The sequence below is a fragment of the Chitinophaga sp. 10T418 genome (assembly GCF_056394125.1).
Genome location: NZ_JBFTHG010000009.1, coordinates 342,930 through 355,788, shown reverse-complemented (window position 1 = coordinate 355,788; position 12,859 = coordinate 342,930). Strand labels below are relative to the sequence as shown.

At 40.6% G+C, this 12,859-nt stretch carries 10 protein-coding genes and 1 tRNA gene; 4 read left to right on the top strand and 7 right to left on the bottom strand.

Annotation, left to right across the window (positions count from 1 at the left end):
• The first annotated feature begins 105 nt into the window (after positions 1 to 105).
• A complete protein-coding gene (locus AC1DCV_RS25440) occupies positions 106 to 849 on the top strand; it encodes a hypothetical protein (RefSeq protein WP_477025807.1) in 744 nt (247 codons plus the stop codon).
• A 295-nt stretch (positions 850 to 1,144) separates the two neighbouring features.
• On the opposite strand, the gene AC1DCV_RS25435 is transcribed toward AC1DCV_RS25440, so the two are convergent.
• Positions 1,145 to 2,692, bottom strand: a complete 1,548-nt coding sequence (locus AC1DCV_RS25435; protein WP_477025806.1) for a M20/M25/M40 family metallo-hydrolase — start codon at positions 2,690 to 2,692, stop codon at positions 1,145 to 1,147.
• Positions 2,693 to 2,876: 184 nt separating this feature from the next.
• Here AC1DCV_RS25435 and AC1DCV_RS25430 point away from each other — a divergent pair, with 184 nt between their 5' ends.
• A complete protein-coding gene (locus AC1DCV_RS25430; RefSeq protein WP_477025805.1) occupies positions 2,877 to 4,166 on the top strand; it encodes a hypothetical protein in 1,290 nt (429 codons plus the stop codon).
• 192 nt (positions 4,167 to 4,358) lie between these two features.
• Here AC1DCV_RS25430 and AC1DCV_RS25425 read toward each other — a convergent pair whose 3' ends face one another.
• The 3 genes from AC1DCV_RS25425 to AC1DCV_RS25415 form a co-directional block, all read right to left on the bottom strand.
• Positions 4,359 to 6,125 (bottom strand): AAA family ATPase, encoded by a 1,767-nt coding sequence (locus AC1DCV_RS25425; RefSeq protein WP_477025804.1) that lies wholly within the window; start codon positions 6,123 to 6,125, stop codon positions 4,359 to 4,361.
• Between the two features lie 864 nt (positions 6,126 to 6,989).
• The gene (locus tag AC1DCV_RS25420) at positions 6,990 to 7,319 is read right to left on the bottom strand and encodes an SRPBCC domain-containing protein (RefSeq protein ID WP_477025810.1); all 330 of its coding nucleotides are present in this window, start codon (positions 7,317 to 7,319) and stop codon (positions 6,990 to 6,992) included.
• 4 nt (positions 7,320 to 7,323) lie between these two features.
• The gene (locus AC1DCV_RS25415; RefSeq protein ID WP_477025803.1) at positions 7,324 to 7,905 is read right to left on the bottom strand and encodes a DUF4202 domain-containing protein; all 582 of its coding nucleotides are present in this window, start codon (positions 7,903 to 7,905) and stop codon (positions 7,324 to 7,326) included.
• 635 nt (positions 7,906 to 8,540) lie between these two features.
• Between AC1DCV_RS25415 and AC1DCV_RS25410 the strand changes: the two genes are divergently transcribed.
• Positions 8,541 to 8,888 carry a 4Fe-4S binding protein gene (locus AC1DCV_RS25410; protein WP_477025802.1) on the top strand — a complete coding sequence of 116 codons (348 nt, stop codon included), beginning with the start codon at positions 8,541 to 8,543 and terminating at the stop codon, positions 8,886 to 8,888.
• A 187-nt stretch (positions 8,889 to 9,075) separates the two neighbouring features.
• Here AC1DCV_RS25410 and AC1DCV_RS25405 read toward each other — a convergent pair whose 3' ends face one another.
• The 3 genes from AC1DCV_RS25405 to AC1DCV_RS25395 form a co-directional block, all read right to left on the bottom strand.
• Complete coding sequence (locus AC1DCV_RS25405; RefSeq protein WP_477025801.1) at positions 9,076 to 9,579, bottom strand: cupin domain-containing protein; 504 nt, start codon at positions 9,577 to 9,579, stop codon at positions 9,076 to 9,078.
• A 420-nt stretch (positions 9,580 to 9,999) separates the two neighbouring features.
• Positions 10,000 to 11,019 carry a PDDEXK nuclease domain-containing protein gene (locus tag AC1DCV_RS25400; RefSeq protein ID WP_477025800.1) on the bottom strand — a complete coding sequence of 340 codons (1,020 nt, stop codon included), beginning with the start codon at positions 11,017 to 11,019 and terminating at the stop codon, positions 10,000 to 10,002.
• Between the two features lie 263 nt (positions 11,020 to 11,282).
• A tRNA-Leu gene (locus AC1DCV_RS25395) sits at positions 11,283 to 11,366 on the bottom strand.
• 159 nt (positions 11,367 to 11,525) lie between these two features.
• Between AC1DCV_RS25395 and AC1DCV_RS25390 the strand changes: the two genes are divergently transcribed.
• Positions 11,526 to 12,803 (top strand): hemolysin family protein, encoded by a 1,278-nt coding sequence (locus tag AC1DCV_RS25390; protein ID WP_477025799.1) that lies wholly within the window; start codon positions 11,526 to 11,528, stop codon positions 12,801 to 12,803.
• Positions 12,804 to 12,859 lie beyond the last annotated feature (56 nt).

The following is a 12,859-nucleotide window of genomic DNA, read 5'->3' as shown; positions in this document are numbered from 1 at the left end:
AATATTATACAATACGCCATACACTCGCTTTAGATAATCTTCATTTTACCCCGCAAACCGGTTCCCCGGATTATGTTATATTTATAGTAATCAAAATAATCTCCCATGGCAAAACAAATGTCTGTCCTTCCCTTTACGGGAAAACTCGGCAATCTCATAGGGTACAAGCGCAATGGCAACTACTTCCTGCGCTCCATGCCCCAAAGCGTGCAGCAAACGGCTGCTACCCGCCGCGCATCCCGGCGCTTTGGCATCGCCAGCAGGAAAGGCGCTTTTATCCGTAAGGCCTTCTACCCCCACCTGGATATCCATTGCGATGGCGGCCACATCAATCGGCTGAACAGGGTACTCATTGCTGCCGGCGATCATCACGAAGCCATCACAGGCTTCCGCTTCAATCAGCATACCGGGGTAGATCGTTTTTTTCCGGTAGCTCCCCGGCTTTTGAGTAATGGAATATTAAATATTCCCGCACAAACCATCGCCGGGCATAAGGGTATTACTGCGCTGGAAGTAAAAGTGATCGCTACGCGTATTGATTTTATATCACGCCAGGTGACCGGTAGCGAAACGGTTACGCTAATGATAGATCCGGATACCACTTTCCAGGAAACAAATGTTTCACTCGATGTACCCGGAAAGGGTTCACTGGTAGTAGTTTTCCAGGTAAGAGCGATGTACAAAGATGGCCCATCACGCAGCAGACAATACATGGCCGCCGATATTATTGCGGTGGCAGCGCCACAAGTCCCTAAATATGCGCATAAACGTGCTTATCCCAAGCGGAAAATATTGCTTCCCGACCTTACCTATACATACGCATATCCAACTGTCATTCAACTGGAATAAAGCGATCTTGCCCCCGGAGATATTTTGATCAATAACCCCTTTATACCTGCTTCGTTTCAATAGTATATTTCTTTCCCCAACTATAGCCCGGCGCTGAAGCAGCACTACCATGGCCAGTTCCGACCACCGTCCTTCTTCTGATGCAATTGCACCCGGGTTATACATCCGAACGTCATCCCCGCATCAAGTCCACCTCTACTGCACTGCTTCTATAGGTACAAAGCAGGTGCTAAGCATAGAATAGGCAATGTCAACGTACTGGAAATAAGGTAACTAGCCTAGTTCCKGCAAACGTTTACAGCGGATAATCGAGGTCAAATAAAAATCTGCCTGGCTGCGGTAATGGTTTGCGCGGCAGCTTATCATTACGCATAGCAGCATTATAGATAAAAGCGGCTACGATAACGGCAGACTGCTGAAGGTCCTGCATAGCCAGGTGATCATAAGTATCCATATTGGTATGATGTGTCCTGGTTTCATATTCCAATGGGTCCTGAATGAACTGAAAACCCGGTATACCTACTGCCTCGAAGGATAAATGATCTGTACTGCCAGTGTTGCTTCTGGTGATACCGGTGGCGCCGAGGTCGGCAAAAGGTTGTAGCCAGCTACGGAAAACAGGACCGACAGCATCATTATTCTGTAGATAGATTCCCCTGATTTTTCCTGTGCCGTTATCAAGATTAAAATAAGCAGAAACCTGCTGCTGCTCCGGTGACAACTTCATATCAGCAGGATTACCATAATGATTTTTTACATAATTAAAAGAGCCCAGTACCCCTTGTTCTTCTCCTCCCCATAGTGCAATACGTATGCTGCGTCTGGGTTGTACACCCAATGATTGCAATATACGGATGGCTTCCATCATTACCGCGCAGCCTGCGCCGTTATCTGTAGCACCTGTGCCACTATGCCAGGAATCCAGGTGTGCACCGATAATGACTACTTCGTTTTTCAGCACCGGATCTGTTCCGGGGATATCTGCTACCACATTATAGCCCCTGAGATCATCGGTATACCATTGATTGCGGATATCCATTTCCAGGCTCACAGGTACGGATGAACGAAGTAAACGTCGGAAGCGGAGATAATCTTCCCTGGATACTGCCACTTCAGGTAAAGGCAGCTCATACCCTTTTACATAGCCACTCCTGCCACTTACTTCCAGCGTACCGTCTCTTCCATTAGGGGACATCGTTATCAAAGCCAGTGCACCTTTTGTTGCGAGGTATTTTTTTACAGCTGCCTGTTGCCTGACTATTTCCAGGTAGTGTACTACTTCTTCGCGGCTCCCAATCATATATTTATCCGGCAAATTATTCAGCAGGCTATCCGGATACCGGTAAAGTGCATGAACAGGCCGCAGCAAAGTATCATTTGTATTTTCTATAATGATCTTTCCTTTCACCGCGGCTCCCAGTTGATCAATAGCAGCAATGGAAAGACTGTCCAGTAAAATAACTTTACCTGTTACCAGTCCCTTGGTACTACTGCTCCAGGCTTTGGGATAGGCGATCATTGGCTGATAGTAAGGCGTTTTTAAAGCCACATAAGCATGTGCAGTACTCCAGCCTTTACCAAACTGGCCCCATGGTTCCAGTGTAGCATTCTTTACCCCCCATTGCTGCAGGGTTTGTACGGCCCATTTACCGGCCCTTCTGTAACCTGGAGAATTCGTGAGCCTCGGACCCGCTACATCTGTTAGCTGGTACGCAATGCCTGCTACCTGTGAGTGTTCGAGTCCTTCCGTACGGATCTTTTGCATCATGGATAAGTCTACCGTTTCCTGTTGGGCATACAATGTTGTTGGCAACAATAGGATTAGAACAAATATTTTTTTCATACACGGGGGTTAGATGTATGTATAAATATAGCAAAATGGGAGCATATAAATAACCAGCTCCGTTTAGCTACTTTTTAGTGTCACACGATAAAAAGAGAGGAAATATAATTGGATTCTCTGCTAAGAGCATCCGATAAGTATCCAACTTCCACTATTTTTATAGAACCCTGATTAAACTTAACCCATGAAGGTATTCTATTTAGTCTTTTTGAGCTTTTATTGTACCGTTATCATTGCTAATGGCCAACATCCGGACACTTCAGCCAGGCATATACAGATGTATTTTAATGAAGCGACGATCGCTACTATAAATCATACATCGCTATGGAACAGAAACATATATGGCCCGATGTTGCTGGTGAACCAGGAGACCCGACAGGTCTATGCCAATGAGCCTGACAGCATCGGCTCATTACAAAAAAACGGAAGTATTTATACCGGCATCTTACCAGAAAAAATAAACATAGCTAATACTGCGATCTATTGGCAGGGAAAAACCTGGGCGATGATTATCTTACCCTTACCTGAAAACAAGGAAGACAGGCTCAATCTATTAACACACGAATTGTTTCACAAAACCCAGTCAAGCCTTTCTTTTGTGGCAGCCAATCCTGCAAATAATCATCTTGATAAAAAGGATGGTAGGGTTTACCTTAGATTGGAGCTGGAAGCCATGTTACAAGCATTACGTGCTCCTGATATTTCCAGCAGAAAAAATTATTTAACAGATGCATTTACTTTCAGGAGATATCGTTACTTATGTTATCCTGGTGCAGATACCCTTGAAAATGCATTAGAGCTGAATGAAGGTCTTGCAGAATACACTGGTGCAGTAATGAGTGGCAGAAGTAAAGAACAGATGATACTACACTTTGATAAATCAGTTAATGAGTTCCTGCAGAACCCCACTTTTGTGAGATCCTTTGCATATCAGACTATCCCGATATATGGCTATCTTCTATACCAGATACAACCAGGATGGAACAGTCAAATTAAGAACAACACTAACCTTGCTACTTATTTTATCAAAGCCTTCAACCTCTCTTTGCCTGAAGATATCAAAACAATTATTGCTGCCAGGGAGGCGCAATATAACGGAGTTGCAATTATAGCAGCTGAAACTAAAAGAGAAGAAAGGATCGGGCAGCAGTTAGCTGCCTATAAACAGGAATTTGTAACGCAACCTCACACGGAGCTACGTTTTGAGCAGATGAGCATTTCCTTTGACCCCAGGAATATTATTCCGCTGGAAGAATATGGAACCGTATATACCAATATCAGGGTGTCTGATAAATGGGGCATCTTAACCGTCACCCAAGGCTCATTGGTTAGCTCCTCCTGGAATAAGATCAGTCTTGGCCTCCCTGATAAAATTACCGACAGGAAAGTGACTGGCAAAGGTTGGGAACTACAACTCGCAGATGGTTATCACTTAATAAAAGAGACATCAGGAAATTACAGCCTGCAGCAGTAAGTTCATAGCAGGAGAATTTTCCGATAATGACATTTTATGACACTTTTACCAATGGCGTGTGCGCGGTGAAAATGATACAGCTGTATCCTCGTACTCTGGCGTATATACATTAAAGGTAGACTGCGTACCGCCGTCCATAAATTACACGTTGATTCCATTAATCAGTATATTTACAAGCTCTTTTAATCGAGCTCATTTTATTTTTTTTAGAATATCATTTATAATGCCCCGAAAATGTTCTTTTGTGTTCACGAAGATTTCAGGCAACATAACTGTCTTTTTTTCATTATAGTATAAATGCATTACGAATTTCTCGAAACTTATACTTTTATTCAGATCATTCTTTTTTTTGTATTCCATCACTTCATTACCATCGAACAGATCCTGTATAATTATCTTCTTCCTGTTATCTAAATTAGGGAGTAACATTAAATGTTTTTGCCCTAACATATCAAAATGGACTTGCGCCTTTTGATATTGAGATCTTCCTTCTACATCGTTATCCCAGATAGCTACAAATTTCTTTTTCATAAAAAGCATATAAGAGATATGATGGATAATGGATTCAGCATTAACACAAGGAAAGAAGTTAAGCTCCTCTTGTCCTTTAAACATATCAAACGATAAGTAATCATAAATGCCCTCAAGCAATACGATATTATCCAAATCATAATTTAATAGGTATGGCTTTATTTCTAGCGCATCTAGTATTGGTTGAAATGCGGAATTTTGCTTTGATAGCTTACTTTTAGTTTCGAAAATCGACTTTAGCTCAATTTGTCCATTTTTGTCTTTCTCGGCTACTTTAACATGGTTTATTGATATTATTTTAGGATTGAGCAGATATGGAGAATGCGTACAATAAATAACCTTATTCCGCTTTGATAATTCCTTTAACCGTTCTGTTAATCTTACTTGGGCTGTAGCATGAAGATAAGATCCTGGCTCATCTAATAAATAGATAGTATCATTATCATCCGGATTTCGTACTTTGGGATTGAATACTAACTTCATAATAAAGTTGAAATACCAATAAAAACCTTTACTCCTGTCCTTAAGTTTGAAAAATCTATCCCTTGCTTTACCGTTTACTACGACTTTTTCAATAATTAAGAATTCAATGTAGTGCTTATTGGAAACGGCGAGGTAGTTTATTTTTAACGTCAAAGGTTCTGAACGTAGCAAGCTAAAATGTGCCCATTCTTTAACTAATTCTTCATTAAGTTTTTCTTCTACTTCCGATATAATACTCCTTCTTGTTCCTTCTGCTTTTGAGGGTAGTTCATATAGTGAGTAATTTTCGTTTGTCTGAACAAACAGTCGATTAATTATAGGTAGCCATGGAGAACCATCTTTGTCCACAATCTCCAATTTATCATCTATTCTATCTCTGAAATCGTCGAAATACAGTATATAAGGTAAATATCTAATAAATTCTCCAATAACAAGATGATTTAAATTGATATCGTCTAACAATGGTGTATTAACAAAGAAATATTCCTTCGTGGATAGGTTACGCCCAATACTGCATTCCCAAACACTTTCCGCGCCATTTTCAGTGAAAAATGGTTCCATTTTCTCTTTGTAGTCAGCCAGCTTTCGCAGCATTTCGGAGGCTTTGAGTTTATCTTCAGGAGTTTGCACATTTTTCAACCTATTATCCAATTCATCTTTAACGCTAATAAAGACATCATCAAAATCATCAAAATCTAAATGTACATCTGCTTCAATTATAACATCATTATCTAATGTGGAATATAAATTACCCGTGTCTTCAAGGTGCTCCTTATTGTTATCTTCATCATTAAAAGAATCAAAAGCTTGTATAGCACGGAGAATCGTAGTTTTTCCACTTTCATTAATACCTATAATAGGTATTAGTGAGGATTTTCGGAAGTCAATTTCTATTTTCGCGCTAATCCCTTTATATGATCTGATAGTGAATTTATTGAACTTCATAATGCAATGTTATAGGTAATTCTATTAAAATATGTCCAGATAATCTGAATCTTTCTTAAACTAGGTCTTTTTTTAGAAATAACCAGAAATTCAAGTTTTTAATAAGTCCATAGAGATACTTTTGCTTGTCGCGCGCTAAATTCATACTTTCTTCAAATTTATCTTGATCTATATAATTAGAGTTAAGCTTTTAATACATGGCTTTTACAATACCATATGCAGAAGTATTGAAAGCAATTGAAAGGCGAATAAGTTCAAAACTTGAAAATCAGATATATAAGCTTTATTCTCCCACCACAATATAATTCGCTGGCGATATCCTCAAGACGATTCAAATAAAAGCATCTTTTGCATCCTTGTAACCATCTTCTCTAATTCTATCAGCAAATTTGCTTCCATCGGCTATCAAAATATTGGTTGTTTCCGAAAGAAATTTAAACACTTTTCGAAAAAGATGTGATTGGAAATTTTATCGGCAGTCTGCTTCATTTTTATCAGTATGTATGCAGAAGCAAAGCAGATTGATCAGGTAGATTATCTGGCTTCATCCTCCTTAATATTTCTATAGCAGTAATGGAAGCTGTTCTACTGTTTACTGAAACCTTCGAGTCATAGTTATTCTCTATAAAGTTGAGAATATTATAAACGTGAGCTAGATTCGATGAGCTATTCCCGTTCATTTACCTTTTGGCGAATACAAAGTTTCTGAAATAATGGGAAGAAAGTAGAGCCGAATAATTCCAGCAATATTAAAAGGCTGTTTTGAAATAAAATTCCAGCACCTACCTTCGCACTGTAAATAAAATAGTATTCAAAAAAAAACGGCAGAGAACTTACCGCGAGAGATGAGCTCACGCAGCGTACTTACATAGATGTTTTCTCAATAGGTGTTCCGGCAAGATATAATTTCCAGGGTTCCCAATACATTTTCTTCCAACCGGCATCCAGTGCTTCATAAGCATCGTCATGTACATTAGCATGTACGGCATGTAATAGCACATCGGCACCCTGCTTCTCCAAGTAAATAATAAATGTGGAATCGATCTCACTGCTGGCCCAACTTTGAGCTCTCCATGTTTGCACTATTAGTCGATTAGGTATCAGCTGAAGGTTTTTTCCGGTAATATAACCGCTATGAGCGGAATAATTACTGCCTTCAGTAGCTGTAATTTCAGCTGGTGCCCAAGTGGCTATTGAATTAACTATGTAGCGCTTTATTCAACAACCCCAACCCCTTCTCACTATATCTGAGCAATAAAGCCTGCTCTCGTCCGGACGCACTCATTTTAGCCCAGGTTTTTTGCAGAATATCTGTCATCTTCTCTTCGGACTGCTTTTCAATGAGATCATCATACTGGAATTCAAGAAACACCAGGCAAAGTGCATCTTCCATAGTCTGTACTTCGTTGTCTGTTTTAAGCCTCTTCTTCAGTATAATTTCACATACGCGATCAATGATATCCGCATGATATCCCACCGACAGTAATATTTCCGCTGCTTTATGCGCGTGGAATTTGGAAAGGTCGTTTCTCCATGTAAGATATCCTACCCTGCCTTCAGGATAATTACTCCTGGCAATCTCCCATCTTCCAATATGCTGGCACCTGGAGGCGAGCAATAAAGATTCACTGGCGTCCGGATGAAGTCTTTTTACCCATTCATGTAATTTGGTGGCATAAAAATATTCAGATGGAAATTCCTCTCCATTCCAGATCACTTTCTCAGGGGCTTTCCTGTTATAAGCATCAAAAAGTTCAAAAGCCTGTTCCAGATGGGTCATAAAGATTAATATTTAGTCCGTAATAATATTGTAGGTTTCTACTGAAGTCCAAGATACTTAAAAATGAATGGGGTAGCAATATATGATCACCAGGAGCCGCGACTATTGTTCTTGCGCCAAAATCAGGTATAAGTTGTCCTGACCACAGGTTTTCACGAAAATAAATAAGGACAAGCCAAGATAAATCTCGATTTGTCCTTTCTCATACACTACTCCTTCCCTCCTATGCTATTTCCATGGAAGAATAATGTTGAGGGTATGCGCTAGCTTTCTTTACATGTATCTATACGCCGTTGCAAGAAATTACGTTCCATAGGATTACGTGCCAATGAAAGCACTGAGGAAAAGTGCGCTTTCGCAACCGGATAATTTCCCCGACGGAGTTCAAGTTCACCAAGCGTAGCCGGGTAAAACGGGTTCAACATTTTTTTATCTTCCTCTTAATCATGTAAACGAATTTAATGTAGAATAAAAAATGTCTTTGGATGATCCCCCAATAAATCGTTTACGGATAGTTAAATCCGTACAAATGTTTGCGCTTTTTTGGGGTAATAAACTATTTTTCTCCTAATTTTATCACCTTATTGGTTATTATTATATAATGAAGCATAGAAAGCTTCCAAATTAAAATTACTATGGCTATTAAAATTACAGATGAATGTATTTTCTGTGGAGTTTGTGAGTCGGAATGTCCAAATAACGCGATCTATGAGGGTGGCGTAGAATGGGCAATAGCTGATGGCACAACGGTTAAAGGCGATTTTGTGTTGATGGACGGATCTATTATTGATGCCAGCCAACGCAATGCTCCCCTGGCTACCGATCTGTTTTATATTGTTGCAGATAAATGTACAGAGTGTCAGGGATTTCATGAGGAACCTCAATGTGCAGTTGCATGTCCGGTAGACTGTTGTGTACCAGACGAAATGTGCCAGGAGTCTGAAGAAGAACTGCTGGCGAAGAAAGATAAATTACATCTTTAATCAGAAAGCATAAAGAATTATCAGTATTGGTCTTCCCACAATAAAAATGGACAAACCTAAGTTTGTCCATTTTTTGTGCCCGGAACCGGAATAATATCGAACCAAATAGTATTGATATTAATGCATTTAACCATTTCAATGCACCTGTAATTATCCTACATATATAGCGGAGTAAGCGCGCTATATTCTATAAAAAGTCCACTCCGAAAAGCTTTACCAGGTCTTTCCATTTCTTCATCTCTTCAGGAGTCTGTTGCTGTGGAGCTAATGTTTTTTCTGTACCACATGGAGCAGACAGATACCAGAAGTATTGATCAAATGCACCAGGTGTCATCACGATCAGGTTTTTCACGTAGTCGCTTTTTACCACAAAATGATGCGGCACCTTCCTGGGGGCAAATACTATATCTCCGGCTTTAGCGTGTATAACCTGGTCTCCAATGTAAAAATCCATTTCTCCTTCTTTGATAATAAATGTTTCATCTTCATGTTCATGCACATGCCTGGGAGGTTCGCTGCCTTTCACGGCAGTACCATCCATAATGGAGAGGGCATTATTGGTTTCCTTTGAAGTCAACAGGAAGTTAACAACGGCAGTGCTGCCGCGGTATACTCTGCGTCTGTCTGTGGGGGCAAAGGTATCTGGCATCGGGTCCTTAGCCAGCAGTGCTTTTAATTCTTCTGTGATCATTGTTGTATTAATAATTATTATGGCATGGTTACCTGTATCAACTCCCGAAAGCAATTGTAGTTGTGCAGTTGTATTTCGAGTAGCAAAACAATTATATTTTAATAAGAATTAAAAGCCGCAGAACAGATTTCTTACAAGAATCAGTATAAATACGTATCTATGAGTAGAAACTCGTACGACAATAGTATTGTTAACAAGTACCTGCTGGTACTAAAAATATTTATCTACCCCGTAGCCGCCTTTTTGCTATTTTATTCTGACTTGTTTTTTCAATAAGTACTGACATCTTTACGAAATAGTTTGCTGATGAAAAGGGAGTGTTATTGATAGGCCATTTCCTGGTTGACAGCTATGTTTGGGTAAAACCCAAACGATCTATTTCCTCGTCCTGTCGGATTCGAAGTATAATTAACTAAGCTATTACTCCAGCACCTTCCTACGCTCAATCCTTTCCTTAGTTTCAATGAAGAGATGATGTATTTTCTTCTCCAGTTCTTTTTTAGGAGGGAGTTCTGTCCAATATTCCGCTACCATGATCCCATCCGTGTGCATTTCCAATAACTCTACTTGGTCTCGTCTGCTTTCGGCACATAATATTAAGCCAATCGGGGATTGTTCTTCTTCTTGCTTTTCGTATTTATCCAGCCACTTTAAATACAATTCCATTTGTCCCTTGTGCTGGGCTTCGAATTTTCCCAGTTTCAGCTCAACAGCTACGAGGCGTTTTAAATTCCGGTGATAAAACAAAAGGTCCAGATGAAAATCTTCACCATCAATAATCATCCTTTTCTGACGCTCTATGAAGGCAAACCCTTTGCCCAGTTCCAATATGAAAGCCTCTAGTTCCCGAAGTATGGCTTCTTCGAGATCCTTTTCCATATAGGTATTTTGTAACCCGAGGAAGTCCAGAAAATAGGGATCTTTGAAGTTATCATTAATTGCAGGATGGTTACTGATGTTTTGTGTATTCGCAATCCCCGTCCGCTCAAATGTTTTGGTTTCAATTTGTTTCCGTAGTTCCCGGATACCCAATGCCTGATCAGCGGCCACCTGTGCATAGAAAAGCCTTGCTTCCCGGTTCTTCAATGGCAGTAATTCCACAAAATGCGACCAGCTTAGCTGTCGTGACAATGGTAGGATCGTCTCCAGATTTGTGAATTGCTCCGCAAATTGAATCATCCGTCTTAAATTCCTTATCTCAAAGTTTCTTCCATACTGACTCTTTAATTGTGTCGACAGTGTCGACACAATCTGTTTAGCATACTCCGCCCGCTTATTTTTAAGAATTTCGTCGTTAATGCGTTGGCCAATCCGCCAGAAAAGTGCAGTAAGAGTACTGTTTGCATGTGAAAATACTTGTCGTTGACTTTGCTCGATAAGCTCCGAAAGCTCATTGAATAAGGATTGTTCGATTAACGTTACGCTTTTCTTTTTTGCCATTGTACTTATTCTTTATCAGTAATCCCATATAGAAGAATGCAGGTTTTTCAGGCTAATTAAATAACCTGAAAATTAGATAGCCAAAGAATAGTATGCGTTAATTGAAAGTTAATGCAGTGAGAGAATAATTCAATTTTAAAAGAAAGTATGGTTCGATTTGCCCTGAAAAACTCACTTTTGATGGAATCAATATATGCCAGACGCGGGATTACCACAAAATAAAAATGGACAAACCGAAGTAAATCTCGATTTGTCCACTTTAGTGCCCAGAACTGGATTCGAACCAGCACACCCTTGCGAGCGCTGCGACCTGAACACAGTGCGTCTACCAATTTCGCCATCTGGGCAACTGATATTGTGTCAGGGGTTGCAAATATACATCCCCATTTTATTTTTCCAAAATTTTACTGCACTATTTTTTCACCCGGCATGTTCATTGCTGTTGAATGCCAATAACATAAACAATAACGACCAATTGGTGTTGTTAGAACAAAACCGCCCTCCTTATGGCTTCCATCATCATTATACTCGTACTTATTGCGCTCAACTTCTACTTCTCCATTGCGGAAATCGGACTCATATCCGTAGATAAAAACATGCTGCAGCAACAAGCGGATAATGGTAACAGGAAGGCCATGAACGTGCTTAACCTCATTAAAGAACCCGATGAATTCCTGAGTGCGGTGCAGGTAGGCATTACGCTGGTAGGCATCCTGGAAGGGCTTTACGGAGGCGATCTGATGGCGGCATGGCTGGAACCGGTTTTCACCAAATGGGGGTTGCATCCCTACGGGGCGCATTTAACAGCGTTGTTGGTGGGCGTAGGTAGTATTACTTACCTGACCATTGTGATCGGGGAACTGATACCTAAAACCCTTGCACTGCTGGACCCGCTCAAAACCTCCTACCTGATCACGCCGTCTATGGTCATCTTCTCCAAAGTAACTTATCCGTTTATTAAACTGCTCACAGCGAGTACCAAGCTTATCCTCGGCCTCTTTTCCATTAATACCATCCGGGAAGAAAAACTCACGGAGAACGATATACGTAGTATGCTGACCGCAGCCTATAAACAGGGATTAATCGACAAAGGCGAATTCACATTACATAAAAATCTCTTTTCTGCCTATGACCTCATGGCGGAAAACATTATGACGCCTGCTTCCATGATCACCTATGTCAAAGAAAGCATGAGCCGGGAGGAAGTAACGGAAACGATTAAACGTAGTATCCACCGCACCTTCCCGGTATCGAACGATAAAAAGGAAGTATTAGGCGCACTGGGTGCAAAGGATTTTCTGCTGTATCCGGATAAAGCCCTGACGGATATCCTCGCACCTATTTCTTTTCTGGCGCCCAACCAGGCAGTATATGATATCTTCCAGCAACTGAGGCGGGAAGGCACCAATATGGGAATTGTACTCAATGAATTCGGGGAATGCCAGGGCCTTCTCTCTTATCACGATATTGTGGCCGGTCTCCTGGGTGGTAGCCTGCCCGGATTCAATGCTACGGAACGCTTCCTCGTACAACAACCAGATAAAAGCTGGCTGACCTATGGCTATACGAAACTGAGCTACATCCGGGAAACACTGAATTATGAATGGATGCGGGAATATGAAAAAGAAGATATCACTATCGCAGGTTTGCTGATTGATAAACTAAGACATATCCCTCAGCCCGGCGAAAAAATAATGCTGAACCAGATCACTTTTGAAATCAGGAAAATGGATCACCACCGGATCGATGAAGTAATTATCCGTACGCAAACGCTTGCGCAATAAATGCTGCTCCCATAGTTATTCTACCATAACGTGTTTATCTTAACACAAATATTTTG

Excerpts from the sequence above, each read along its gene's own strand:
- AC1DCV_RS25440 (WP_477025807.1), top strand. The coding sequence starts at position 106 with ATGGCAAAACAAATGTCTGTCCTTCCCTTTACGGGAAAACTCGGCAAT.
- AC1DCV_RS25435 (WP_477025806.1), bottom strand. The coding sequence starts at position 2,692 with ATGAAAAAAATATTTGTTCTAATCCTATTGTTGCCAACAACATTGTAT.
- AC1DCV_RS25430 (WP_477025805.1), top strand. The coding sequence starts at position 2,877 with ATGAAGGTATTCTATTTAGTCTTTTTGAGCTTTTATTGTACCGTTATC.
- AC1DCV_RS25425 (WP_477025804.1), bottom strand. The coding sequence starts at position 6,125 with ATGAAGTTCAATAAATTCACTATCAGATCATATAAAGGGATTAGCGCG.
- AC1DCV_RS25415 (WP_477025803.1), bottom strand. The coding sequence starts at position 7,905 with ATGACCCATCTGGAACAGGCTTTTGAACTTTTTGATGCTTATAACAGG.
- AC1DCV_RS25410 (WP_477025802.1), top strand. The coding sequence starts at position 8,541 with ATGGCTATTAAAATTACAGATGAATGTATTTTCTGTGGAGTTTGTGAG.
- AC1DCV_RS25405 (WP_477025801.1), bottom strand. The coding sequence starts at position 9,579 with ATGATCACAGAAGAATTAAAAGCACTGCTGGCTAAGGACCCGATGCCA.
- AC1DCV_RS25400 (WP_477025800.1), bottom strand. The coding sequence starts at position 11,019 with ATGGCAAAAAAGAAAAGCGTAACGTTAATCGAACAATCCTTATTCAAT.
- AC1DCV_RS25390 (WP_477025799.1), top strand. The coding sequence starts at position 11,526 with ATGGCTTCCATCATCATTATACTCGTACTTATTGCGCTCAACTTCTAC.